Source organism: Pilimelia anulata (genome assembly GCF_014647895.1).
In the GTDB taxonomy this organism is placed as follows: domain Bacteria; phylum Actinomycetota; class Actinomycetes; order Mycobacteriales; family Micromonosporaceae; genus Pilimelia; species Pilimelia anulata.
The window spans coordinates 103,126-128,779 of sequence record NZ_BMQB01000006.1 but is presented as its reverse complement, the minus strand read 5'-3'; the positions used below and the strand labels follow the sequence as shown (position 1 = coordinate 128,779).

15 protein-coding genes are annotated in these 25,654 nt (G+C 74.6%); 5 read left to right on the top strand and 10 right to left on the bottom strand.

Annotated features, from left to right (window positions below; translation table 11 throughout):
• The first annotated feature begins 8 nt into the window (after positions 1 to 8).
• From IEY94_RS14720 to wecB, 5 genes are all read left to right on the top strand, one after another.
• Positions 9 to 929, top strand: a complete 921-nt coding sequence (locus tag IEY94_RS14720; RefSeq protein WP_189170746.1) for a UbiA family prenyltransferase — start codon at positions 9 to 11, stop codon at positions 927 to 929.
• Positions 930 to 1,042: 113 nt separating this feature from the next.
• A complete protein-coding gene (locus IEY94_RS14715; RefSeq protein ID WP_189170745.1) occupies positions 1,043 to 1,846 on the top strand; it encodes a copper chaperone PCu(A)C in 804 nt (267 codons plus the stop codon).
• Positions 1,847 to 1,909: 63 nt separating this feature from the next.
• Entirely contained in the window at positions 1,910 to 3,343 is a 1,434-nt protein-coding gene (gene radA, locus IEY94_RS14710; protein WP_229784043.1) for a DNA repair protein RadA, read from the top strand.
• 315 nt (positions 3,344 to 3,658) lie between these two features.
• On the top strand, positions 3,659 to 4,753 hold the full coding sequence (gene disA / locus IEY94_RS14705) for a DNA integrity scanning diadenylate cyclase DisA (RefSeq protein ID WP_189170743.1): 1,095 nt from the start codon (positions 3,659 to 3,661) through the stop codon (positions 4,751 to 4,753).
• A gap of 132 nt (positions 4,754 to 4,885) precedes the next feature.
• Complete coding sequence (gene wecB / locus IEY94_RS14700) at positions 4,886 to 5,977, top strand: non-hydrolyzing UDP-N-acetylglucosamine 2-epimerase (protein WP_189170742.1); 1,092 nt, start codon at positions 4,886 to 4,888, stop codon at positions 5,975 to 5,977.
• Positions 5,978 to 6,051: 74 nt separating this feature from the next.
• Here wecB and IEY94_RS14695 read toward each other — a convergent pair whose 3' ends face one another.
• The 10 genes from IEY94_RS14695 to IEY94_RS14650 all read right to left on the bottom strand — a co-directional run bounded on the left by IEY94_RS14695 (position 6,052) and on the right by IEY94_RS14650 (position 25,556).
• Complete coding sequence (locus IEY94_RS14695; protein WP_189170741.1) at positions 6,052 to 7,998, bottom strand: tachylectin-related carbohydrate-binding protein; 1,947 nt, start codon at positions 7,996 to 7,998, stop codon at positions 6,052 to 6,054.
• Positions 7,999 to 8,047: 49 nt separating this feature from the next.
• Positions 8,048 to 9,121, bottom strand: coding sequence for a hypothetical protein (locus IEY94_RS14690; protein WP_189170740.1), 1,074 nt, complete (start codon positions 9,119 to 9,121; stop codon positions 8,048 to 8,050).
• 14 nt (positions 9,122 to 9,135) lie between these two features.
• On the bottom strand, positions 9,136 to 18,381 hold the full coding sequence (locus IEY94_RS14685; protein ID WP_189170739.1) for a polymorphic toxin-type HINT domain-containing protein: 9,246 nt from the start codon (positions 18,379 to 18,381) through the stop codon (positions 9,136 to 9,138).
• A gap of 191 nt (positions 18,382 to 18,572) precedes the next feature.
• Positions 18,573 to 19,133 (bottom strand): hypothetical protein, encoded by a 561-nt coding sequence (locus IEY94_RS14680; RefSeq protein ID WP_189170738.1) that lies wholly within the window; start codon positions 19,131 to 19,133, stop codon positions 18,573 to 18,575.
• Positions 19,133 to 20,518, bottom strand: a complete 1,386-nt coding sequence (locus IEY94_RS14675) for a glycosyltransferase (protein ID WP_229783905.1) — start codon at positions 20,516 to 20,518, stop codon at positions 19,133 to 19,135. Before IEY94_RS14675 ends, IEY94_RS14680 begins: the two co-directional genes overlap by 1 nt.
• Positions 20,515 to 21,057, bottom strand: a complete 543-nt coding sequence (locus IEY94_RS14670; RefSeq protein ID WP_189170737.1) for a hypothetical protein — start codon at positions 21,055 to 21,057, stop codon at positions 20,515 to 20,517. Before IEY94_RS14670 ends, IEY94_RS14675 begins: the two co-directional genes overlap by 4 nt.
• Positions 21,054 to 22,328: a glycosyltransferase gene (locus tag IEY94_RS14665; protein ID WP_189170736.1), complete on the bottom strand. Its 1,275-nt coding sequence runs from the start codon at positions 22,326 to 22,328 to the stop codon at positions 21,054 to 21,056. The genes IEY94_RS14670 and IEY94_RS14665 overlap by 4 nt, the downstream gene beginning before the upstream one ends.
• 394 nt (positions 22,329 to 22,722) lie before the next feature.
• Positions 22,723 to 23,718, bottom strand: coding sequence for a Gfo/Idh/MocA family protein (locus IEY94_RS14660; RefSeq protein ID WP_189170735.1), 996 nt, complete (start codon positions 23,716 to 23,718; stop codon positions 22,723 to 22,725).
• A gap of 30 nt (positions 23,719 to 23,748) precedes the next feature.
• Positions 23,749 to 24,846: a DegT/DnrJ/EryC1/StrS family aminotransferase gene (locus tag IEY94_RS14655; RefSeq protein ID WP_189170734.1), complete on the bottom strand. Its 1,098-nt coding sequence runs from the start codon at positions 24,844 to 24,846 to the stop codon at positions 23,749 to 23,751.
• Between the two features lie 74 nt (positions 24,847 to 24,920).
• Positions 24,921 to 25,556 carry a TetR/AcrR family transcriptional regulator gene (locus IEY94_RS14650; protein ID WP_229783903.1) on the bottom strand — a complete coding sequence of 212 codons (636 nt, stop codon included), beginning with the start codon at positions 25,554 to 25,556 and terminating at the stop codon, positions 24,921 to 24,923.
• Positions 25,557 to 25,654: the final 98 nt, after the last annotated feature.

Sequence of the window (25,654 nt, the reverse complement as noted above, 5' to 3'; positions counted from 1 at the left end):
TGGCCGGCATGTCACGGCCGGCGAGCGGGCGGGGTGCCCCCGTGCCCGCGGGCGACCGGCCGGCCGCCCCCGCGCCCCGGCCCGGCGGGGGTCCCACGCGCCGCGGGTGGGCGTTCCTGCGCGCCGGCCACCCCGAACCCGCCGTCGCCGTTACCGCGCTCACCGGCCTGCTGGCGTACGGCGGCGGGCACCCGCCCGGCTCCCTGGCGCTGGTCTGCGCCGCCGTCCTGGCCAGCCAGCTCGCCGTCGGCTGGGTCAACGACGCGCTGGACGCCGACCGCGACGCCGCCGCCGGGCGGGCCGACAAGCCCGTCGCCGCGGGCCGGCTGAGCCGGCGCGCCGTGGCGCTCGCCGGGGCCGCCGCGGCGCTGGCCTGCGCCGGGCTGGCGCTCGCCACCGGCCTGCGGTCCGGGCTGGTGCTGATCGCCGCGCTGGCCAGCGCGCTGCTGTACGACTGGCCACTCAAGCGCACCCCCGCCTCCGTACTGCCGTACGCGTTCTCGTTCGGCGCCCTGCCGGCGTTCGTGCTGCTCGCCGGCGGCGTCCGCCCGCCGGCCTGGCTGGTCGCCGCCGGGGCCCTGCTCGGCGCGGGCGGCCACTTCGCCAACGCCCTGCCCGACCTGGCCGACGACGCCCGGACCGGCGTCCGCGGCCTCCCCCAGCGGCTCGGCCCGGCCGGCTCCCGGCTGGCCGGCGCGCTGCTGGTCGCCACCGCCACCGGCACCCTCGCCCTCGGCCCGCCGGGCCCGCCGGCGTGGTGGGGCTGGGCGGCGCTCGCGGCGGCCCCCGCCGCGCTGCTGGCCGGCGGCCTGGCCGACCGGCGGGCGCAGCGGGCCGGCCGGCGGCCGGGGTACATCTTCCGGGCGGTCATGGCCGTCGCGGTCCTGGACGTCGCGCTGCTGGTCAGCGGCGCGCACGGACTCCCTTAGGGTCCGCGCTCGCGGCGGCGCGCGGCCAACTAGGCTGAGCGGCGGCGCAACCGCCGGCCGCACAGCCCGCCGCGGACGCGCTCCGAGGAGGATCCAGTGACGCGGAGGACCCAGTGACGCGCTCGACCCACCGCCGGGCCGCCGGCCTGCTCGCCGGTGTCGCCACGCTGGCGCTCACCGGCTGCTCCGCCGGCCAGGTCACCGAGACCGCGCGGAAGAAGCCCGCGGTCGGCGGCGGGGGCGCCGCCGTCACCGTCGGCGACGGCGAGCTGTCGGTCCGGGACGCCCTGGTGCTGTACGGCACCCTCGCCGGCTACCCCGCGGGCGGGGCGGCGCCGCTGGCGGTGAGCGTGTTCAACGACACCCCCGAGGCGGTGACCGTCAAGGTGTCCGTCGACAGCGCCGCGGCCGACCCGGCCGCGCAGGTGATCGGCGCCGGCGGCGTCGAGCTGGTCCGCGGCACGGTCGCGACGGCCCCGGCCGCCACCCCCGACGCGCACGGCTCGGCCGAGCCCGGCGCCCACGGCAGCACCCCCGCCGGCGGCGCCGGCCACGGCGGCACGGCCGGCGGCCGCGCGGCCCCGACCGGTGCCCCGTCGGCGACCGCGGTGGGCCCCGGCGCGCCCTCGGCGACGGCGGTCGCCCCCGGCGCCAGCCCGAGCGCCCGGCCCGGCGGCACCGGCGGCGGCGCCACCATCGACCTCCCGGCCTGGGGCTTCCTCAACCTCGGGGCGGCCCAGGGCCAGTACCTGTCCATCACCGGCCTGGCCGCGCCGCTGAAGGCCGGCATGTCGGTGCCGCTGCGGTTCACCTTCAGCAACGGCACCGTGCTGCCGGTCGTGGCGCCGGTCGGCTCGCCGCTGACCCCGCTGCCGCGGGCCACCGCCGACCACGGCGGGGAGTCGGGCGGCCACTGACCGCGGTTTGTCGGCGGTGCTGTCTATGGTGCCGGAGTGACGACAGCGAGCGGGGCCAGCGGGATCAGGCAGGGCGCCAGCGGGGTCAGGCAGGGCGTGCGGCGGGGCGCGAAGGAGCGCCCGGCGTACGAGTGCGACGCGTGCGGGCACCAGCCCCCCAAGTGGGTCGGCCGGTGCCCCGAGTGCCACGAGTGGGGCGCGATCGTCGAGTGCACGGTGTCCGGCCCGGTGGTGGCCGGCAAGGCCGTCGTCGCGCGGGCGCCGAGCGAGCCGGCCCGGCCGATCGCCACGATCAGCGCCGCCCCGGCCCGGGCCAAGCCCACCGGCGTCGGCGAGCTGGACCGGGTCCTCGGCGGCGGCCTGGTCCCCGGCGCGGTGGTCCTGCTCGCCGGCGAGCCCGGCGTCGGCAAGTCCACCCTGCTGCTGGACGTCGCCCAGCAGTGGGCGTGCCACGCCGGCACCCCCGCCCTGGTCGTCTCGGGCGAGGAGTCGGTGAGCCAGGTCCGGCTGCGGGCCGAGCGGATCGGCGCGCTGGACGACCGGCTGTACCTGGCCGCGGAGAACGACCTCGGCGCCCTGCTCGGCCACCTCGACGCCGTCGCCCCCGGCCTGCTGGTGGTCGACTCGGTGCAGACCTTCTCCGTGGCCGGCTCCGACGGGATCGCCGGCGGGGTCACCCAGGTCCGGGCGGTCACCGCGGCGCTGGTCGCGGTCGCCAAGGAGCGCGGCATCGCCACGGTCCTGGTCGGGCACGTGACCAAGGACGGCAACGTCGCCGGGCCGCGGGTGCTGGAGCACCTGGTCGACGTCGTCCTGCACTTCGAGGGCGACCGGCACTCGGCGCTGCGGCTGGTCCGCGGCATGAAGAACCGGTTCGGCCCGGCCGACGAGGTCGGCTGCTTCGAGATGCACGAGGGCGGGATGACCGGCCTGCCGGACCCGTCCGGCCTGTTCCTCACCCGGTACGCCGAGCCCGTCCCCGGCACCTGCGTGACGGTGGCGATGGAGGGCCGCCGCGCCCTGGTCACCGAGGTGCAGGCGCTGATCGGCGCGACCGTGGCCGGCTCGCCCCGCCGTACGGTATCGGGCCTGGACGGCGCCCGGCTGGCGATGGTGCTGGCGGTGCTCCAGCGGCGGGCGGGCAAGCTGACCCTGCACGACCGGGAGGTGTTCGCGGCGACCGTCGGCGGGATGCGGGTGGTCGAGCCGGCCGCCGACCTGGCCGTCTCGCTCGCGGTGGCCTCCGGCGGCCTCAACCTGGCCATCGACCCGCGGCTGGTGGCGATCGGCGAGGTCGGCCTGACCGGCGAGGTCCGCCGGGTCGGGGCGGTCGGCCGCCGGCTGGCCGAGGCGGCCCGGCTGGGCTTCACCGCGGCGCTGGTGCCGCCCGGCTGCGGGGGCGGCGAGACCGGGTCGCCGCCGGAGGGGCTCCGGGTGATCGAGGTGGCCGATGTGAAGGCCGCGCTGCACTGGGCCGCCCGGGTGTCGGCCGAGTGATCGACGTCGCTGCCGCGAACGAAAGATGCACGGAATCCGACGGATCCCCCGGACCGGCCACCGCTGGTGGGAAGTCCGTAGACTGTGGGGGTGCCGACTGACCGCGACGCCCGCCATCGCGATGACCGTTCCGGTGACGAGCGTCACCGCGACAGCGCATCCGGTGACGGGCGGTCCGGCGACGGGCGTTCCCGGGACGAGCGGGAGGCCGGTCGCGGCGAGCCGGCGCGGCGGCACGAGCCCACCGGTCCGGCGTACGCCGGGCCGGGCCGCGCGGCGGTCGTCGGCGCGGCGAGCCGGTCCTGGGGGGTCGCGTTGAGCGGTGCACAGCACGTCAGCACCAGTGCGGGTGACCCATTGCGGGCGACCCTGGCGCTGATGGCCCCCGGTACGGCCCTGCGCGACGGCCTCGAACGCATCCTCCGCGGCCGCACCGGCGCCCTGGTCGTCCTCGGCTTCGACCGGACGGTCGAGAGCATCTGCACCGGCGGCTTCGCCCTGGACGTCGAGTTCTCCGCGACCCGGCTGCGCGAGCTATGCAAGATGGACGGCGCAGTGGTGCTGTCCAGCGACGGCACCCGGATCGTCCGCGCCGCCGTGCACCTGATGCCCGATTCGTCCATCCCGTCCGAGGAGTCCGGCACCCGGCACCGGACGGCCGAGCGGGTCGCCAAGCAGACCGGCCACCCGGTGATCTCGGTGAGCCAGTCGATGCGGATCATCGGCGTGTACGTCAACGGCCAGCGGCACGTGCTGGACGACTCCGCCGCGATCCTGTCCCGGGCCAACCAGGCGCTCGCCACGCTGGAGCGGTACAAGCTGCGGCTGGACGAGGTCTCGGGCACGCTGTCCGCATTGGAGATCGAGGACCTGGTGACGGTCCGGGACGCGGTCGCCGTGGTGCAGCGGCTGGAGATGGTCCGCCGGATCGCCGACGAGATCGCCGGGTACGTGGTCGAGCTGGGCACCGACGGCCGCCTGCTGGCCCTGCAGCTCGACGAGCTGATGGCCGGCGTGGACGCCGACCGCACCCTGGTCATCCGCGACTACCTGCCGGCCGGCCGGCGGGCCCGCACGCTGGACGAGGCGCTGGTCGAGCTGGACCTGCTCAACGCCGCCGAGCTGATCGACCTGGTCGCGGTCGCCCGCGCCCTCGGCTACCCCGGCGCCACCGACGCGCTGGAGGCGGCGGTCAGCCCGCGCGGCTTCCGGCTGCTGGCGAAGGTACCCCGGCTGCCCGGCGCGGTGATCGACCGGCTGGTCGAGCACTTCGCCAGCCTGCAACGCCTGCTCGGCGCGACGGTCGAGGACCTGCAGGCGGTCGACGGGGTGGGCGAGACCCGGGCCCGCGGCGTCCGGGAGGGCCTGTCCCGGCTGGCCGAGGCGTCGATCCTGGAACGCTACATCTAGCACTTTCCGTAGTCGCACGACCACGCTTCGAAGTACCGCATGGCGGTGTCGGGCGGGCCGTCCGGGCGGGGCGGGGCCGAGCCGGTACGGTGTAGGCGCTCATTCCGCCCGTACCGCCGGAGGGATCCGCCCGTGAAGGTCGTCAGCGTCGTCGGGGCCCGCCCCCAGTTGATCAAGTTGGCCCCCGTCGCCGCCGCGTTCGCCGACACCCCGTACGAGCACCGCATCGTCCACACGGGCCAGCACTACGACGCCGACCTGTCCGACGTCTTCTTCAGCGGCCTCGGCATCCCCGACCCAGACGTCCACCTGGGCATCGGCTCCGGCAACCACGGCGCCCAGACCGGCGCCATGCTGGCCGCCCTCGAACCGGTCTTCCTCGACGACCGCCCCGACTGGGTCCTCGTCTACGGCGACACCAACTCGACGCTGGCCGCGGCCGTGGCCGCGGTGAAGCAGCACATCCCGGTCGCCCACCTGGAGGCCGGCCTCCGCTCGTTCAACCGCCGGATGCCCGAGGAGCACAACCGCGTCCTCACCGACCACGCCGCCGACCTGCTGCTCGCCCCCACCGAGGAGGCCGTGCGCCACCTCGCCACCGAGGGCCTGGCCGCCCGCTCGGTCCTGGTCGGCGACGTGATGGTCGACGTCTGCCTGCGCGTCCGCGACGCGGTCACCCGCGGCGAGGTCCCCCCGCCGGCGCTCCCGGAGGGCATCGACCCGACCCGCCCGTACCTGCTGGCCACCCTGCACCGCGCCGAGAACACCGACGACCGCGACCGCCTCGCCGGCCTGCTCGACGCCCTGGCCGACCTGCCCGTCCCGGTCGCGCTGCTCGCCCACCCGCGGCTGGTCGCCAAGGCCGACCAGCACGGCCTGAAGCTCGGCCGCGGCGCGGTCCGGGTCGGCCGCCCCCTGCCGTACGCGGGCATGGTCGCCGGCGTGCTCGGCGCGGCCGGCGTGGTCACCGACTCGGGCGGGCTGCAGAAGGAGGCGTTCCTGCTCGGCCGCCCGTGCACCACGCTGCGCCCGGAGACGGAGTGGGTGGAGACGCTGGCCGACGGCTGGAACCACCTGGTGCCGGAGCCGCGCGAGGTCGGCGCGGACCGGTGGCGGGGGCTGGCCACGCGGCCGGCGCCGGGGGCGGAGCGGGGGGCGCCGTACGGGGACGGGCGGGCCGCGCAGGAGGTCGTCCGCGTCCTGGCCGCCCGGTCCGGCCACTGAAGCAGGGCGGCCGGGGTCAACCCGGCCGCGGAGCGGTGGGGCGGCCGGGGTGAACCGGCCGCCCCACCGCTGTCTCACCGCCCGGTCGGGATCGGCACGCGGACGCGCGCGAAGCCGGCGCTGCCGGCCCGCCGCGGGTTCTTCTGGTACCAGAGCTGCAGCGCGTCGTCCGGCGACCGGAACAGCACGCCCCACGTGCTCAGCCCGTCCACCGAGAGGGTGGCGATCGTCGGGTCGCTCTGCGCGACCTCGCCCGCGGGCGTCATCCGCACCCAGGAGCCCCAGGTGTCCGAGCCGTTCGCCGTCTCGGCGATCTGGTGCATCGCGCCGTCCTCGGTCCGGGCCACCACCCGCACCCGGCTGTCCTGGGTCGTGCCCTGGATCGCCGCGGGGACGCCGGTCACGACGAGGTCGCCGACCGGGCTCCACTTCTGCGGGTACGTGCCGTTCAGGTTCTGCGTCTGCGAGCCGAGGCGGCCGTCGGGCAGCCGGGCGAACACCCGCGCCCGCGGGCCGGCCGTGATGATCGCCGCGGGCTCGCCGACCGTCCCCTGGCCGAGGCTCTGCCACTCGCCGTAGGCACCCTTGCCGTACCGGACGCCCCGCAGCTCCCCGGACGCGTCCAGGCCGACCAGCTCGAACCCGTTGTCGCTCAGCGCCGCGGCCCACGGCGCCTCGGCGAGCGGCGGCGCGGTGACCCTCACCCACGGCAGCAGCCCGTCGTCGGCGGCCGGGTCCTGCGTCCGGCTCCACAGGCCGCCGTCGGGGTCGACCGCGAAGACGATCACCCGCCCGTCGGTCAGGGTCACCACGCTGGCGGCGTCCTCGAACTCCCCGCCCAGGTTGACCGGCGGCTTGAACGCCGGCGACCCCTCGGCCGCCTGCGCGATCACGTGGACGTTGCCGTTCTGGTTGTGCCCGTACGCCGACACGACGCCCTTGGGGCTCGCGGTCAGCACCGGCTCGCCGGCGAACGCCTGGTCACCGGAGATCGGCGTCCACTGCACGGTGCCGCCGCCGGACAGCCGCCCGTGCCGGAGCACCCCGGCGTTGTCGGTCAGCGCGACGTCCAGCGGCCCGCTGGCGCCCCCGGCCCGCAGGGCGGCCACCCGGCTGAACGACCGCAGCGGCACCTCCACGTCCGCCGGCGCGGGCAGGTCGGCGGTGCAGGTCGTGCTGGTCGCCGCGATGTCGCGGACCTCGTCCCACTTGTCCACGACCCTCGCGGCCTGCACCGGCCACGAGTTGTTCGACCGCTCGTACCGGTAGTGCAGGAGCTGGTGGTCGTCGTTCAGGGCGAATAGCGTCTCCCCGCCCGCCGACGTGACCCCCCGGTCGAACCGCTGCCAGCCGCCGTTGCCGACCTGCACGTCGCGGGCGAGCCACCGCTGCGTGGTGAGGTCGTAGTGGTGCCGGAACAGCACCCCCGCCGGCGTCCGGGTCATCAGGACGCCGGGGCCGACGGCGGTCACCATGTCGTACTTGGACCATCCGGTCGCGAGCGGCCGCTGGGCGAAGTCCCAGTCGTTGGCCGCCTCGTTCCACCGGTACGCGCGCAGCACGCCCTCGCCGTCGATCAGGTAGATGTCGCCGCGGTGATCCACCGTGATCTTGTTGCGGTTCGCGGAGCCGGCGTACCGGGTGAAGCTCTTGCTGATCAGCTTGCGGCTCGGCTCCTCCCACTTGTCGCCGAGCCACCGGTACCGGAACAGGCCCTCGGTGGGGTGGATGGCGTAGATGCGGCCGTTCGGGCCGCCGAGGATGCGGCCGTACTGATCCCAGCCCTTGCCGAACTCGGTCTTCTTGGCGACCTTGGGGGTGGCGGTGCCGGGGCCACTGATCTGGTACAGGTGCAGGCTCGTGCTGTCCTTATCCTTGACGGACGCGAACACCCACGCGGTCTTTCCGCACTTCCACCCGGCCGCACCGCCCGCCACCGCCGGCGTGGTGAACAAGAGGGGGGCGGTGAGGGTCACCACCGCGCCGAGCGCCGCCGATCGCCACGATCTTCCGACTATCACATGACTACCTTTCGCAGGATTGGGTCCAACGCCGTCGCAGGTGGGGTCGTTACTGCGGCGGCGGAATCACGCGCGCCAGGGCGATTCGATCGAGTCCGGCCCGCCGCAGCAGGGCACTCACCGAATCGTCGCCTTGCTCGAGAAGTCGGCGCAAAATGGTGTCGCCCTGAACGGGTTGAATGCCGCTGCCGGCGAACCACTCGCGCAGTCGCTCCTCCGCCTGCGCGGCAAACGGCGAATCGGACTCCCCCCGTACATCGACGATTTCCGCCGCGGCCATCTGCAACGTCTCGGGATTCCCCGCTGCCCGGCGCAGTGCCGTGAGCGTGCGGTCGGTCCCGGCGAACTCCGGGACGAAGGAGGCGCCCAGGACGGCCACGTCGGTCGCCAACTGGGCGAGCGCCAGGAGCAGGTGGGCGTCGGCCACCGACGCGGACCCGGATCGTTGGACCTGGCGTTCCGCCTCGCGGGCGACAGCGGAAAGGACCGGCTGCCCGTCCCATCGCTTCGACCGACCCCCGAACCGCGCGAGCAGGCGAATCCCCCTGCCCGGCTTGTCGACGAACGCGCCCGAGGCCCGGAGCACGCCACAGCCGGCCGCGACCGGCTCGCCGGTGTTCCCCAGGACCTCCGCAACCTGCGGATCCGCCAACAGCGCCGCGCTCGTGGCATCCGCGGCCGCCAGCAACCGCGACAAACCGGTGTCCGTCGGCTGGGCAGCGCCGATCAACATGTGGATGGCGTCCGCGTTCCACGCACCGTGATCGTTCGCGACTTCCACCGCGCGGCGCAGGGCGGCCCGGGCCGCGGGTCCGAACGAGGCATCGGCTCCCCCCGTCGCCTCGCGCAACGCCGCATCGACCGACCAGCGGGCACTCTCGCTCGGGGGGTTGCGCTCCTCCGTCGCACGCCAGTAGCGGAGCTCCGCCGCCGTACCGCCGGTCTCCCGGGTGGCTTCTCTCCACAGCCGTTCGCGCACACCCGCGACCCGCTGATGGTACGGCGGTAACGCCGGACACAAGCAGTAGAGGAGGTGTCCGGTTTCCACTCGGCCGATACCCCGCGCACGACACTGATCGACGGCGTCGCGCAGAACCTGCATCGCTTGTCGCGTGAATTCCATTTCGGCTTCCGTAGCTAGGTGAAATCGTGCGGTCTGGTGTAGACCGGTAGCCGCCATGGATTCGCGCCGTCGCGCGCGCCGGCCATCCACCCGCGAACGCCACCGATCACGAAGCCTAGTCCACGGGCACCACCGATCAGAGCTGGCGATGTGGTGGCCCCCTCGACCAGGCCGGCGAGTTGGCTCGACAATTCCCAGCCCTGGTGACCGGCCTCGTGCACCTGTGGGCCGATCTTGGCGCCGAGCTTGTCGAACAGCGTGTCCGCCCGGTGCGCACCGACGTAATCCGGCGGGCCCTCCGCGAAGTGGCGGCCGTGGTAGGTCTTGTACTCCGGCGCGCGGTGCCGCCCGACATACCCCTCGCCGGCTTGGCGGTGCCGGCCACCGCCCAGCTCGTGCCGGCCGCAATTGTGGACGAGTACGTCACTCGCGCCGCTCGAAACATAGTACGAATGCAGCCCGTCAACAGTGAGGTTGTAGACCGGCTGCTGCTGTCGCCAGGACCGCGTGCCGAGGACGCGCGTAGGGCGGTTGTCCGCAGTGAGGAATCGGTAACCGGGCTTGAGGTCCTTCGCCTCGACCCACCGCCGCAGATCCACCGCCCAGAAGTGGTGCCCGTCGGTAGCCGTGACCTTCCCGGCCTTCCCCCGACCGCTCTCGACAGTGATCTCCACGAGGGACTTGTCGCCGTCCCCGGCGATGACGTCGGTGACCGCGCGCGACTCCGTCTTCCCTGTCGTCGGATCGGTCGCCCGGACCATCTCCCCGACCTTGACGTCCGCGATCGGCTTGCTCGACCCGTCCGCCATCAGCACCGCCGTCGTCGGCGTGAAGCTGTTGCACGGCCGCGCCCCGCGCAGCGCCCCGCCCGACAGCCGCCCGGCCGCGATCTCCCCGGCCTCCCCGGCCATGGCCTGCCGCGCCGCCGTACCCGCGCCGCGCAGGCCGCCGGACAGCGCCCCGATGCCCGCCTTGAGGCCGGCTCCGGCGACCGAGCCGAGTCCGCCCGTCAGGCCGCCCAGCAGCGCCCCGCCCACCGTGGACTTGACCAGGTCCATCCCGCGCTCGCCGTTGATCGCCCCGGTGACCGCCGACCCGACCGCCCCCGCGAGCGCCCCGCAGGCCACCGCCCCGACGCCGGTCCAGCCGATCGCGACGCCGCAGCCGATGCCGACCGCGATCCCGGCGACCGCGCCGATGATCGCCGCCTTGTTGTCGGCGACGAACTGGCCGACCGCCTGGGCGGCTTGCGAGACCGTCTCGACGACCGCGCCGGCGGCCTCGACCGAGCGTTCGTACAGGTCCCTGGCGAACTTCGCCGGGTCGGCGATCGCCTGGCGGGCCACCGAGACGACGGCCGCGGGCAGCTTCGCCGTGGCCGAGACGACGGCCTTGAGGCCGTTGAGGACCGGCTTGGTGACGGCCTTGAGGACCGGCAGGACCGTGTGCTTGATCGCGTGGTCGATCGCCGCGCGGGCCTGTCTGGTGACCTCGCGCGCCCGTTCGTACGCGGCCCTGGCGATCGCCGCCGCGCGCTCCTTGGCCCAGTTGAAGCCCGCGCGCAGGGCGCGCATGCCCTGGCCGACCTTCTCGGCGACCCAGCTCACCCCGGCGCGGACCTTCTGGTACAGCCACTTCGCGCCCTCGCTGAGGTAGTGGCCGACGGTGCGCAGGGCGGAGCCGATGAACCGGATGCCGGTGTTGACCGCGTGGCCGACGGCGGAGATCGCGCCGCTGATCATGTTGCCGGCGGACTGGCGGGCGCGGTCGAGCCAGCCGGGCCAGTGGCCGTCCGGGTCGGCGTGGTCGAGGGGGGCGCCGGCGCCGTAGGCGTACCGGTTGGCGAGGATCGAGTCGCCGGCGCGGTACGCGACGCTGTCCCGGGAGGCGAAGCCGCCGGTGTTCGGCTCGTACCAGCGGGCGCCCATGTTGACCCGGCCCGTGCCGGGTGCGGTCCAGTCGCCCTGGAAGCCGATCCGGCCGGTCTCGCCGGTCCGGGCGGTGACCTGGCCGAACGGGTCGTAGGAGGTGGACGCCGGGAGCGTCGCCGCGCCGCTGTCGGCCGGGTCGAGGGTGCCGACGACGTCGTCGTGGGCGTCGAGCAGGGTCAGGTGCTTGCGGTCGCCCTGCGCGACGGCCAGCAGCTCGTCGGCGGGGCCGCGGGCGAACTGCTGCTCGCCGTCGCCGACCGGCTCGTCGCTGGTGCCGGCGTAGGCGAAGTCGACGCCGTTGCGGTCGGCGACCCGGTCGAGGCTGTCGTACGCGTACTCCTCCTTGTCGGCGCGGACCAGCCGGTCGAACGCGTCGAAGGAGTACGGCTCGGTCAGGCCGGAGCTGGTCCGCCCGGACCGGGTGCCGCGGGCGGTGTACGCGTACGTGTAGTCGCCGTCGGCGAGCAGCCGGTTGCGCTCGTCGTACGTCGAGGTCTTCGGGCCGGCGCGGGTGCGGTTGCCGGACCGGTCCCAGGCGTAGTCGACGGTGCCGCGCGGGCCGGTCCACTTGGTCAGGCGACCCGCCCGGTCGTACGCGTAGGCGTTGGTCCCCGCGTCGGCCACCCCGGCGGTCTTCTTCTGGGTCAGGTGGCCGTTGAGGTCGTAGGCGTAGGTCACGGACGCGACCGTGGCGCCGGTGGCGTTGCGCAGGACGTCGGTCGACAACTGGCCGAACGCGTCGTAGTCGAACGTGCGGACCCGGCCCGCGCCGTAGTCGATGCTCCCGGTCGCGCCGGCCGCGTCGTAGCCGTACCGCTGGGTGGCGCCGGTCGCCGCGTCGGTGACGGTGTCGAGCCGACCGCGGTCGTAGCCGAAGGTGGCGGTGCCGGCGGCGTCGGTCCGGCCGACCATGTTGCCGTCGCCGTCGAACGCGAACGTCGCCCGCCCGGCCGCGCCGGTGGAGCCGATGAGGGCGCCGCGGTCGTTGTACGTGAACTCGCTGGTCCCCTTCGGCCCGGCGCTGGTGGTCAGCCGCCCGGCCGCGTCGTAGCCCAGCCTGCGCTCGGCGGTGCCGGCCTCGGCGCCGGTGCCGGTCTCGGTGCGCAGCCGGCCGGCGGCGTCGTACGTGCGCTCCCGGGCGACGTTGCCCGGCGCGACCAGGCGGCGGGCCCGGCCGAGCGGGTCGTACCCGACGGTCCAGGTGCGCTGGTCCGGCTCGGGGTGCGCGTCGGTGCGCGGCTCGATCACCGACTCGGGCAGGCCGAGGCTGTTGGTGGTGTAGAAGGTGCTGTGGCCGCGGCCGTCGGTGTACCGGGCGCGGTTGCCGGCGACGTCGTAGCCGAACGTGGTGGTGATCGACTCGTCGGCGCTGACCGGCTCGACCTGCTTGGCGAGGCGGTTCAGGGCGTCGTACTCGTAGGTGGTCGACTGCTTGTCCGGGTCGATCGACTCGACGAGGTTGCCGGCGTCGTCGTACCGGTACCGCTGCTCGCGCAGCATCTCGTCCGCGGCGGGGTCGCTGGCCGGCTTGGCGTTCCAGTCCCGGCTGCGCTCGCCGAAGGCGTTGTGGTCGGTCCGGACGACCCGGTTGCGGCCGTCGATGGTCCGGGCCAGGCGGCCGAACTGGTCGTACCCGAAGCCGATGGTGACGCCGTTCGGGCTGGTGGTGCCGGTCCGGTCGCCGGCGGCGTCGTACCGGTGGGTGGTCACCGCGCCGGTCGGCGAGGTGACGGTGGCAAGGTCGCCGGCCGGCGTGTACGTCATCAGGGTGGTCAGCTCGGCGCGCGCCGGGCGGCGCTCCACCTGCGTCACCGAGGTCAGCCGGTCCAGCTCGTCGTAGGTGGACTCGCTGTACGCGCCGGTCGGGTCGGTGACCGAGCGGATCTCGCCGGTGCGGTAGTAGGTGTACCGGCGGATCGCCCGGCCGCCGTCGCCGGCCGGCTCGTCCCGGGTGATCACGTGGTTGAGCCGGTCGTAGCTCAGCCGGGTCTCGTTGCCCTCGGCGTCGCGGACGCGGACGGCGTTGCCGAGCGCGTCGTACGCCGTCTCCTCCGTCGGCGTGACCGTGCTGTCACTGCCGGGCGCCCGGTAGGCCGGCGCGATCCGCTTGACGGGGCGGCCGAGCCGGTCGTACTCGGTCCGGGTGACGTGGCCGCGCGGGTCGCGCACGGCGACGAGGTCGCCGAACGCGTCGTACCCGCTGACCGTGCTCGCCCTGGCCGCGCCGCGGCGCGGGCCGCGGCGGGCGCTGCCGGCCTCGACCGGGGCCTCCGGCGCGGTGACCGAGGTCTGCCGGCCCAGCTCGTCGTGGGCGAAGGTCGTCGTGTACGCCGACTTGTCCGCGCCCTCGGCGTAGCCGCGCGGGTCGGTCGTGGACAGCGGGAGCCCGCGCTGGTCGTACGCGTGCCCGGTGGTCCGGACCTGCTTGCCGTCGACGTCGCGGACCCGCTCCTCGGTCACCCGCCCGGCCGGGCTGTAGTCGAACTCGACCTGCTCGGTGCGGTCCGGGCGGAAGAAGCCCGGCATGTTGGACGGCCGGCCGTACCGGTTCGTGCGGGTCACGTTGCCGTTGCCGTCGCGCAGGAACGCGGTCCGCCGGTCCAGCCCGTTCGGGTCGTCGGCGGTGAACGTCATCCGCCCGGCCGGGTCGATGCCGAACTCCTGGACCCGCTTGCCGTCGGCGCCGGTCCGCCGGACCAGGTGGCCGGCGTTGTCGTAGGAGTTCTCCTCGACGACGTAGTCCCGCCGGCAGTCCTCCGGCTTCGGCTTCGTGCAGCCGGGGATGACCAGGTTCTTCAGCACGATCCGGTGCAGCAGGTCGTCGCCGAGGTAGCTGTACTCCAGCCGGCGGCCCATCGCGTCGGTGTCGCTGGCCAGCCGGCCGGCGTAGTCGTAGGAGTACGAGTGCAGGACCAGGTCCCGGCTCGCCCGGCGCGGCGCGTCCTCGGGGTCGTCGCGCCAGTCCCGCAGCCGCACCTCGGCGATCTTCTGCGCGGCGGTGTACCGGTAGGCGTACTGGTTGCCGTTGGCGTCGACCTCCAGCACCTTGTTGCCGAACCGGTCGTGGTCGTACGTCGTCTCGCCGCCCTCGGCGTCGACCGTGCGGACGGCGTTGCGGTACTCGTCGTACTCGGTCGTCGTGGTCCGCTTCGGCGCGTCCGATTTCAGGTCGGCGACGGTGGTGGACAGCAGCGCGCCGTCGGGGTCGTACGCGTACGTGGTCTGCTGCTGGTGCTCGGCCCCGGTGACCGCGTTGCGGGTGGCCGGGCCGGTGGCCGAGGCGAGCCAGCCGTGCTCCTCGTAGGTGTACGTGGTGGTCGCGCCGGCCGGGTGGGTGTCCGAGATGACCTTCTCGGTGAGCTTGCGGCCGAGCCCGTCGTACGCGTACTCGGTGCGCAGCCCCGACGGCTCGGTGACCCGGGCGAGGTCGCCGGTGCGGTAGTAGGCGTAGGTGGTCTCCTTGCCCTTCGCGTCCGTCGTCGCCGCGAGCAGGCCGGGCGGGGTGGTGCCGCCGTCGGCGGCCGGCGAGAACCCCGTCGTGTACCGGTGCGCCACCTCCACCCAGCCGGGGCTGGTCTGCTTGCGGACGGCGCCGAACGGGTCGTACTCCAGCCTGGTCAGGTACGTCTCGTCCCTGGCGTCGGCCGACCGGCCGTCCCGGCTCTCGGTCATCAGGTCGCCGAGCGGGTCGAACGGGTCGGTCACCCCGGCCGGGTACGTCGAGTACGTGGTGCTGCACTGGCCGAAGCCGCCGGCCGGCTCCAGCGTGCGGCACGTCCTGCGCTGGGTGACGTTGCCGCGCTTGTCGTACGCCAGCTCGACGGCGAAGCCGTTCTCGTTGCGGATCGTGCGCAGCCGGCCGCGGTCGTACTCGAACGACCGGATCGCCATGCCCTTGAGCGGGTGCTTGACGAACACCGGACCGCCGCCGCTGGACGGGATCTCCGTGCAGAACATCGGGTCGCCGGGGTCCGGCTTCGTGCACACCTCGACCGGCCCGGTCGGCGACGGGCTCGGGGTCGGCCGGGTCGGGTCGTCGTCGACCGCCTCGATGCCGAGCGGGGTGCCCGAGCGCAGCATCTGGCCCCCGAGCGCGTCGTACTCGTACAGGTACGGGTGGTCGCGCGGGTCCAGCACCTGCACGCTGAGCCGCAGGTCGGTGGCGTCGCCGTAGACGGTCGGGCGGCCGATCTCCCAGGTGCCGCCGTGCTCGTCGGTGTACTCGCGGACCCGGTCGGCGTCGGCGTCGTACTCCGCCTCGGCGGCGACCCGGCCGCTGGGCAGCGTGTACTTGCTCAGCCGGTGCGCGACGGCCCCGGCCATGCCGTAGTGCGCGGCGACCGCCTCGGGGCCGAGCGGCCGCAGGTACAGCGCGACCTCGTCGATCGTCCCGCCGAACGACTGGGTCGGCTGGCCGAACCACTCCGGCCACGCGCCGGTGGCCGTGCCCGCGCCGATCTGGGCGTGGTTCAGCGCCGCGGAGTCGATCGCGCCGGTCAGCTTGCCCTGCGCGACGCCGTCCACGTACAGCGTCTGCACGCCGTTGGCGGCGGACAGCACGACGTGGTGCCACTTGCCGTCGAGGAGGTACACCGGCGCCCGGATCGGCTCGATCCGCCCGGTGGCGAACTGGCCGCGGACGAAGCCGTCCCGGTCGACATACAGGATCGGCACGCCCTTGGTGACCTTGTTGGAGCCGGCCGGCGCGTCCTGGTAGGCCAGCAGCGGGCCGGGGTTGTGGCCCGGCGGCAGCTTGAACCACAGCTCGACCGCGGCGTCGCGGGCCTTCTTCAGCGCGCCCATCGGCAGCGCGATCGAGGAGTCGACGCCGTTGAACGAGGCCGCCTTGTTGGGGCTGCCGGCCAGCCGGCCGTCGGCCCCGAAGGTGACGTTGCGGGCCTTCCCGGCGTCCCGGCCGAGGTTCACCGCCACGTCGCTGGCCGCCGCGTCGGCGCCGACCGGGTCGCCGAGCCGCCAGTACGACTCCGGGCGGGCGTCGTGCACGGCCGTGCGGTAGTGGCTGCCCTCGGTGTACTCGTAGGCGGCGCACTCGCCGGCCCGCGGCCCGCAGACGCGGCGCAGGAGGTCGCCCTCGTACTCGTACGACCAGGTCAGCGGCGCGCCGTTGACCGGCTCGGTGGAGATCTTCCGGATCCGCTTGCCGTCGGACTCGATCCGCAGCGTGCGGATCGGCTTGTCCTCGTTGCCGAGCACCTCCATCGACACGAGCCTGCCGCTGCCGAGCTGGGTGTCGTACGTCAGCCGCAGCGCCTTGCCGTACCGGTCCTCGGCCCGGAACAGCCGCCCGCTGCTGCCGAAGCTGTACACCGCGCCGGTGCGGTCCTTGAGCCGGAACGCGTCCCGCTCGACGTACAGCTTGGCCACCCGGCCGCGCGGCGCCGCGTACGTGCCGTCGGCGTTGCGGCCGAACCGGACCACCTGCCCGTCCGGGTACGTGACCACCTGGCTGCCGCTGCCGTCGGTGTCCGCGGTCAGCCGCATGTCGAACCGGCTGGACCAGCCGGCGCCGAACAGCCCGTCCCGGCGCGGGTCCAGGCTGTTGTACGTGCGGACGACGTTCGGGTCGAGCCCGGTGCCGGCCAGCGTCGCGTCGACCGCGGTGAAGCTGACGTTGCCCAGCCGGGCGTCGAACTCGCGGCCCTGCGCCGCCTGCGGCGCGCCGGCCAGGTTGCCGACGATCGCCGGCTGCGGTACCGCGGTGCCGATCGTGGCCCGGCCCAGCGGCACCTCGGTGCTGGTGTCCTTGACCGTCGCCGACCAGGTGTACCCCTTGCTCCACTGCATCCGGCCGACGGGCACGGTCCACATCGAGTCGGTCGAGTACGGCGTCGTCTTGCAGGTCGCCTTGATCGGGTTGCCGTCGTCGTCGTTGTCGCACAGCTCGAACCGGTACTGGAGGGCCGAGTTCGCCGGGGCGTCCGGGTCGACGGCCTGCACCAGCAGCGTCGGCGTGAGTACCTCGCTGGTGTACCCGTTCGGCGGGAAGGCCGCGCGGATGTCGGCCGGCTTGTCGAACACGTGCAGGGTCAGCCGGCCGGGCGGGACCTGGTGGTCGGTGTAGAACGCGCCCTTGACCACCATTGAGAAGTCGATCAGGTACGCCCCCGGCGGCAGCGGCTGGATCAGCGCGTCGATTGTCGCGGACTTCCCCACCGGCACGGCGGCCGGCAGCGCGCCGGCCTTCTGCTGGCCGATCGGCTTGTGGTCGGCCGCGCCGTAGATCCGGTACCCGAGGTAGTGCTCGCCGACCTTCCAGTCGGCGGCGCCGCGGTTGGTGACGGTGACCGCGACCCGCCCGCCGCGGGCCTGGGTGACCTCCGGGTTGGGGCGCGGGTTCGGGATCGCGTACGCCGCGTTGTACGGCGAGTGCGTCACGTACAGCTTCGGCTTGTTCGGGGTGGCCGGGCCGGCGAGCGCCTTCCAGGCCGAGGCGTCCGAGGTGGACGCGCGCAGCGACAGGCCGTTGTTGGCGGCGCCGTTCGCCCAGCCCTGGATCAGCTTGGCGCCGGCCGCGCCGAGGTCGACGGCGTCGGCGCCGGCCGGGCAGGGCGACTGCTGGCCGTGCGGGACGTACCCGCGGTTGGCCGACTTGCGGGCCAGCGAGCCGCCGACCCGCGGGCCGGGGTAGCCGTGGTCGCCGCCCGAGGACCAGCCCTCGGTCACCGGGTGCACGGTCATCGCCCGGGCGGCGCAGGTCGGCGCGAACGCCTGCGCGTAGGAGAGCATCGCGCCGAGGATCGTGTGCCGCCTGATGCTGTCCACGTCGAACTTGAGGTATGTCGCGGCCGGCCGGCTGTCGACCTCGGCGGGCACCCCGGGGTCGCGGGGGCCGCGCCCGACGTACAGGTACTCGCTGTTGCGGCCCACCGAGCCGGTCCCGTGCACGTACATCGCGTCGCTGGGCCCGATGCTGCCCACGTCCGGGCCGGCGAGGCTCAGCTCGGTGGTCTGCGTGCCGTCCGGGTTGCGGAACAGCCGCCGGCCCGGCCCGGCGCCCTCCGGCACCTCGACCGCGCCCGCGCGCAGCCCCGCGGCCGCGGGCGCGGCGGTCAGCATCCGGAAGCTCGCGGCGTTGCCGGGCCGGACCGCGCGCGGCGCCAGCAGCGGGAACCGCCCGCGGGTGGAGGCCGGCAGGTGCCGGTTCGCGCTGCCGGCGGCCAGGTGGCCGAGCCCGTCGGCCGAGCCCCAGCGTTGCTGCGGCTTCGGCGTCACCGCGTGCGGCGCGACGGGCGCCGCCGGGCGCGCGGGCGCGCCGAACGCGCCCGGCGCGCCGAGGTTCACCACCAGCGCGGCTGCCAGCCCGGCCATGATCGTGCCGCGTGCCGCGGAGCGCCGTTGCCCGCACCAACCCATGACCGTACGCATCGACGCGTTCACCGATGGAACCCCCGCAACCGATCGGCCGACCGAAACATCGGCCACTATCACCGATCGATATGGATCAGTCAACGCGCGCCGGGCGGCCCCCCGCCGGCGGGTCGGTCACGCTCCGCGGCGGCTCAGCCCGCCGCCGGGGCCGGGTCCGGGCGCCGGTGGTAATCGGCGCTGGCGACCGCCGCCGGGTACCGCCGGGCGAGCCAGTGGCCGTAATTCACGGCGAGGCTGTCCGCCGCGACGATCAGCCGCACCTCCGGCGGGAGCAGCCGGCCGACCGCGCGGTCGGCCAGCCGGGCCAGCACGTACGGGCGGAACAGCCGGTACCCGCGCAGGTAGACGTACCGGTCGAACGCCCCGGTCAGCTTGCCGTACCCGCGCTCGAACCCGCCGACGGCCGCCGAGACGCCGCGGCGGCGCGCGGTCGCGGCGGCGAGCCCGCGCAGCACCCGCCGCGGCCTGCGGTCCACAATGGACAAAAGTCCAGCCCGGGCGGGGTGCCGGTACTCGGCCGCGCCGATGTCGAACACGCGCAGTCCCGGCCGCGCGGCCAGGTCCGCCCACGCCTCAGCCCGCATCGTGACGAGGATCACGTCGTGGCCGTCGTCCAGGAGCTGCGCGACCGCCAGCTTCACCGCCTCGCGCGGCTCGATGACGAACGACAGGTACACCACCGGCGCCGCCATCAGACCGGCTCCCCGACCCGCACGGGCGCGCTCGGCGCCGCCGCCGGGGTGAGCGGGCGGCCGTCCACGATCTCGGCCAGCCGGGTGGCGAACGGGTCGAGCAGCCGGTCCCGCTGGTACCGGACCGCCCACTCCCGCGCCGCCGCCCGCAGCGCCGGCGGAGCCGTGCGGGCGGCGTCGGCCGCCGCGCGCATCGCCCCGGCCAGCGCGCCCGGCTCCAGGCTGTTCGCGGTGAACCACAGCGGGTACCCCGACAGCACGTCCTCGGCGGCGATCCCCGGCGCGTGCACCGACACGATCGGCCGGCCGGCGGCCATGTACTCGAAGATCTTCCCCGAGGTGACGTAGCGCGAGCCGCCGGCGAGGAACACCAGCACGTCGCTGTCCCGGTAGAAGCCGGCGACCTCGGTCTTGCTGACCGGGCCGCGGTACCGGATCCCGCCGGGCGTCTCGTCGGCGCCGTCGGGCAGGCCGAGCAGCTCGCGCAGCGCGGCCACCGCGTTCGGCGTGAACCCCAGGTGCCCGTACAGGTCCAGGGTCGCGCCGGCCAGCTCGGGCGCGCCGCGGGCGGCGCCGAACGCCGCGACCAGCTCGCCGATCGGCATCCGGTCGGTGAGCGTGCCGAGGAAGCCCAGCCGCAGCGGCCGGTCCGCCGGCGCGCCCGCGCCGTCGGCGAGGCCGCTGAGGTCGAGCAGGTCCGGGTCCCAGCCGTTGGGCACGACCATCGTGCGGTCGGCGACGGCCGGGTACCGCTCGGCGTACCACTGCCGGGTGCACTCGTTGACGAACACCGAGCTCGCCGCGCGGCCCATCGCCCGCCGCTCCCAGCGGCAGGCCGGGTGGTTCGGCGGGTACTTCACGGTGTCGCCGAACTGGTCCAGCGTCCACGAGTCGCGGAAGTCGATCACGTACGGGATGCCGCGCAGCCGGTGCAGGGTGTGCGCGGCGGCGAACGTCGCGTACGGGTTGCCGGTGGCGACGACGGCGTCGAACGGGCGCTCGCGGTGCAGCTTGAGGCCGGCGCGGACGCACGACCAGCCCCAGGAGCCGTAGTGCTCGGGGAAGTTGAGGTTGCTGACGACCTCGTACCGGCGCTTGGCGACCTTGGGCAGGAACCGGCGCAGCCGGCCGTACCGCCGCAGGTCCTTCTCCCAGACGTACGTGTCCAGCGGCGGGCGCTCGATCCGGACCCGCGGGTCGAGCGTGGCGAGCAGGCTGTCGTCGGTCGACCGGACCACGTCGCGCAGGAACTCCAGCGGCGCGCCCAGCGCGGTGACGTCCCAGCCCTCGCGGGCCAGCCGGTTGACCATCGCCCGGGTGCGGTACACGCCGCTGGCCCGCGACGGCGGGAGGAAGAAGCCCAGGAAGAGCAGGCGGCGGTTCACGCGTCACCCCGTACGGCCAGGTGGTCGAAGCTGTAGGCGATCCGGGCCCGGCGCCGCGCGGCGGCGTCCGCCCGGACGGCGTCGTGCAGGAGCAGGATGGCGTGCGGGTCGGCCGCGATGATCGCATCGTACCCACCGGCGGCGACGTGCGCGGCGAACAGCCGGGCGGCCGCGGCCGGCCAGAGCCGGCGGTGCACCCGGTCGACGAGCCGGCGCTGCACCGGGAACGCGATCCGCCGCTGGTACGCCCGCCCGAGCCGGCGCAGCGGCGCGCGCAGCGGACCGACGGCCGGGCGGTGCAGCAGGAACAGCGGGATCCGCCAGACCAGCAGCCGGGCGATCCACTGCGGCCAGTGCCCCGCCCACAGCAGCTCCCGCCGGAAGTGCACCGGGAAGCCGGCCGCGGCCAGCTCGTGCGTCCAGGCGCCGGGCTCGTGGGTGAACAGGCTCGCCTCGCCGCCCGCGGCGCGGACGGCCTCGGCCTCGGCCCGGGCGGCCGTCCGGCGGGCGGCGCCGAGCGCCACGATCAGGACCCTCACGCGGTCACCCCCGGCGTGACGGGCGCGTCGGCGGCGCGCCGCTGCGGCGGCACGGCCGCCGGGCGGTCGGCCGGGGCCGGGTCGCCGAACCAGTGGTGGTGGTGGTGCGCCGCGACGGCGGCGGGGCCGTACCGGGCGACCAGCCGCCGCCGGGCCTCGGCCAGGTCGATCCGGGTGTCGAACCGGTCGCGCAGGCGCCGGTAGCCGGCGATGAGCGAGCCGGCCGTGTCCTCGACGGCGACCAGCTCGCCGGCGACGTCCACGACGTCGGCCAGGGTCTCCTCCGGGCCGCCGCAGCGGGTGACGACGACCGGGGTGCCGGCGCTGATCGCCTCGACCGGGGTCATCCCGAAGGTCTCCCAGCGACTCGCGTGCAGCAGCAGATCGTGGGTGCCCATCAGGCGCAGCGACTCGGCGTGCGGGACGGCGCCGGTGAAGGTGACGGCGTCGGCGACGCCGAGGCTCGCGGCCAGGTCGTGCAGCCGGGTGCTGTCGCCGACCGCGCCGACCAGGGTCAGGGTGAGCCGGGGGTCGTCGGCCCGGCAGGCGGCGAACGCCTCCACGATGAGGTGCACGGCCTTGCGCTCGATGAACGAGCCGACGTACAGCCAGCGCAGCAGCTCCCGGACGGGCTCCGCGCGCTCCGGCCCGAACTCCACCGGGTTCGGCACGATCACGATCTTGCCGGCGTGCTCCGGGAAGGCGTCGAGGAGCTGGTCGACGAGGACCTGCCCGACGGCGAACAGCTTGGTGCAGCCGGCCAGCACCTCGCCGTACATCGCGCGGCTCTCCGGCTCGGCGAGGATGTCGGCGAGGAAGGACATGTGCTCGGTGACGTACAGCTCGGCGCCGGGGGCCAGGTTCTGCAGCGCGGCCCAGGCGGTCGGGGTCCCGACGTGGGCGTGCACGACCGGGGCGGGGATGGGCCCGCCGAACGCGCGGCGCATCGCCTCGGCGTGCAGCCGGGAGATGCGCGGGCGCCCGGACCGGGACACGACCGGCACCGGGTGGTACCCGACGGTGGCGTTGGCGACCCGGCCGACCGTGGCCGGCAGGTCCGGTCTGAGCGCGTCCTGGGCGGCCAGCACCGCGGACTCGGTCGCGATCGTCATGGCCGCGCCCCAGGAGTCGAAGTGGTGCAGCGCGATCTCGTCGCAGCCGGGGGCCACCGCGCGGACCATCGCCTCGACGAAGGTGCCGCCGAACGGCTGTTGCCGGGTCGGGTACCACGGGGTGAGGACGGCCACCCGCCGTGCTGACGTCACGGCCATGTGCAGGGCTCCTCCATGTACGCGATCGCGGGCGCGTACCCGGTGGCCCACCGGTCGGACCGCATCGGCCCTGACGGATGCCGCTCGGGGACGCGCACGGATGAGTCCGGGTCGTCTGTGGTCAGATCCTATCGAGTGCGATCGACACCCTGCATCCCCACCGCGGCCAGCGTTCGGCCACGGAACGTACCACTGGGCAAAGAGGAAGAGAACGCCCATAATCGGCGTCACATTCCACTGTATAGCCGCTGAACAGGCGCTTTACCGAAGATCAACGCATGGCTACATGGACATGTATATGTCGCATTTATTGATACATAGCCAAAGAGGGCGCCCGCGGCCACCGGGTCGGCGGCGACGCGGGCACCCTCTCACGCGGGTGCGGCCGGGCGGGTTACGCGGGGGCGCAGTCCACCGTGATCCCCTCGCGGGCCGACTCCAGGATCGCCCCGCACACCTCGACCGTCCGCAGGCCCTGGCGCAGCGTGACGATCCCGCTCTCCTTGCCGTCCACGGCGTCCCGGAACCGCTCGTGCTCGACCAGCAGCGGCTCCCGCTTCGGGATCGCGAACCGGACCATGTCGCCCTCGGCGACGCCGCGGAAGTTGCGCAGCGCCTCCCACTCGGTGTCGATCGCCGCGTTGGCGTAGAAGGTCAGGTCGGCGGTCAGCGTGTCGGCGACGAAGCAGCCGCGCTCGCCGGTGACGACCGTCTGCCGCTCCTTGAGCGGGCTCAGCCAGTTGACCAGGTGGTTGACCATCAGGCCGTCGCTGAGCTGGGCGGTCGCGGCCACCATGTCCTCGTGCGGGCGGCCGGAGCGGGACACCGTCCGGGCCGATACCGCGCGGTACTCCTTGCCGGTCACCCAGGCCGTCAGGTCGACGTCGTGGGTGGCCAGGTCCATCACCACGCCGACGTCGGCGATCCGGTGCGGGAACGGGCCCTGCCGGCGGGTGGTGACCTGGTAGATGTCGCCGAGGTCGCCGGACTCCAGCCGCTGCCGCAGGCTCTGCAGCGACGGGTTGTACCGCTCGATGTGGCCGACCCCGGCCACCAGCCCCTTGCGCTCGAACGCGTCCACCAGCCGGCGGGCGGCGTCCACGTTCTGCGCCAGCGGCTTCTCGATCAGCGCGCACACGCCGGCGTCGGCGAGCGCCAGGCCGATCTTCTCGTGCAGCGCGGTCGGGCACGCGACCATCGCGTAGTCGAGGTTGAGCGCGAGCAGCTCCTCCAGCGAGGCCACGACGGGCGCCGGGGCGGCATTCTGGGGGTCGCCGGCCGGGTCCATGATGCCGACCAGCTCCACGCCGTCGAGCCGGGACAGGACGCGGGCGTGGTTGCGGCCCATCGCGCCCAGCCCGATCAGGCCGGCACGGAGGGTGGTGGTCATGCGGTACTCCTTCGAATTCGGTACGGCGGGTCAGGCGCTCGCGTTGACGCCGGCGGCGATGCGGCCGAGCTGCGCGGTGGTCAGGGCCGGGTGGACCGGCAGCGAGACGACCTCGCGGGCGGCCTTCTCGGTCTCCGGCAGGTCCCACGGGCCCGGCTTGCCGTCGACCAGGTACGGCAGCAGCCGGTGGATCGGCGTCGGGTAGTAGACCGCGTTGCCGATCCCCTTCTCCTTCAACGACGCCTGGAACGCGTCCCGGTCGCCGGACACCCGGACGGTGTACTGGTGGTACACGTGGGTTGCGCCCTCGGCCACCGGCGGGGTGACGGCGGTGGTGATGTGCTCGTCCAGGTACGCGGCGTTGGCCTGGCGCTGCTTGGTCCAGCCGGGGAGCTGCTTGAGCTGCTCGCGGCCGATCGCGGCGGCCACGTCGGTGAGCCGCATGTTGGCGCCGACGACCTCGTTGGCGTACCGCTGCTCCATGCCCTGGTTGCGCAGCAGCCGCAGCGTGCGGGCGAGCCCGGCGTCGGCGGTGGTGATCATGCCGCCCTCGAGGCTGTGCATGTTCTTGGTCGGGTAGAAGCTGAAGCAGCCGGCGGTGCCCCACGCGCCGACCGGCGTGCCGGCGAGGGCGGCGGCGTGCGCCTGGGCCGCGTCCTCGACCACGCCGAGGCCGTGCTTGGCGGCGATCTCCATGATCCGGTCCATGGCGGCCGGGTGGCCGTACAGGTGGACGGGCATGATCGCGACGGTCCGCGGGGTGACCGCGGCGGCGACGGCGGCCGGGTCGAGGCAGAAGCTGTCCGGCTCGATGTCCACGAAGACCGGGGTGGCGCCGACCAGCCGGATCGCGTTGCCCGAGGCGGCGAACGAGAAGGACGGGACGATGACCTCGTCGCCGGGGCCGTAGCCGAGCGCCAGCAGGGTGAGCTGGAGCGCCGAGGTGCCGGAGTTGACCGCGATGCAGTGCCGCCCCTCGACCAGCGCGCTGAACTCCTGCTCGAACGCCGCGACCTCGGGCCCCTGGACGACCATCCCGCTGCGCAGGACCCGCACGGCGGCCTCGATCTCGGCCTCGCCGATCACCGGCTTGGCCGGCGGGATGAACTCGTTGTGCTGCCCGGACATGGGCTCTCCTTCGCTGGTGGTGCGGGCCGTGCCAGCGTAGCCGCAGGCTGTTCCCGCAGGTCAGGTGGTAATGGTTACGGTTCGGTGCGGACGCGGCCGCCCAGGGATACAACGACGGCGTCGGCGAGCGAGTCGAGGTACGCGGGCGCGATCGGGGTGCGGACGATCGCGGCCCGCCAGTACAGCGGCCCGAGGATGAGGTCGACGGCAAGCTCGGTCGACGCCGCCGCCGGCAGCTCGCCGCGCTCGACGGCCCGGCCGACGATCCGGGCGGCGATGTCGCGCTGGTGGGTCCGCAGCGTGTCCAGCAGCGTCTCGGCGATCTGCGGCGTGCGGGCGGCCTCGGCGAGCAGGTCGGGGATGATCTGCGAGGCGAGCGGGTGGCGCAGGCCCAGGGCGAGGGCCTGGAGCAGTACCCGCAGGTCGTCGCGGAGGGTGCCGGTGTCCGGCAGCGGCAGCCGCTGCCCGGCGATGGCCGAGACGATCTCGATGACCATGTCCAGCTTCGACGGCCAGCGGCGGTAGATCGCGGTCTTGCCGACGCCGGCGCGGCGGGCCACGGCCTCGATGGAGAGCCGCCCGTACCCGACGTCGGCCAGCTCTTTCATGACCGCGCCGCGGATCGCCGTGGTGACCTCGTCGCGGAGCACCGCGGCGCCCGCCGGGGCCCGGCCGGTGCCGGAGGGACGTCGGTTCTCGGTGATCGCCACGTACGCACTATAGCGTAACGACGCTACGGTTGCGTCTCGACGGGCCGATGCCCTACGGTGGGGGGACCCGGGACGGGCCGCACCCCGTACCCTGAGTC

Excerpts from the sequence above, each read along its gene's own strand:
- IEY94_RS14660 (WP_189170735.1), bottom strand. The coding sequence starts at position 23,718 with ATGACCACCACCCTCCGTGCCGGCCTGATCGGGCTGGGCGCGATGGGC.
- IEY94_RS14665 (WP_189170736.1), bottom strand. The coding sequence starts at position 22,328 with ATGGCCGTGACGTCAGCACGGCGGGTGGCCGTCCTCACCCCGTGGTAC.
- IEY94_RS14720 (WP_189170746.1), top strand. The coding sequence starts at position 9 with ATGTCACGGCCGGCGAGCGGGCGGGGTGCCCCCGTGCCCGCGGGCGAC.
- IEY94_RS14680 (WP_189170738.1), bottom strand. The coding sequence starts at position 19,133 with ATGGCGGCGCCGGTGGTGTACCTGTCGTTCGTCATCGAGCCGCGCGAG.
- IEY94_RS14685 (WP_189170739.1), bottom strand. The coding sequence starts at position 18,381 with ATGGCCGGGCTGGCAGCCGCGCTGGTGGTGAACCTCGGCGCGCCGGGC.
- IEY94_RS14690 (WP_189170740.1), bottom strand. The coding sequence starts at position 9,121 with ATGGAATTCACGCGACAAGCGATGCAGGTTCTGCGCGACGCCGTCGAT.
- IEY94_RS14655 (WP_189170734.1), bottom strand. The coding sequence starts at position 24,846 with ATGTCCGGGCAGCACAACGAGTTCATCCCGCCGGCCAAGCCGGTGATC.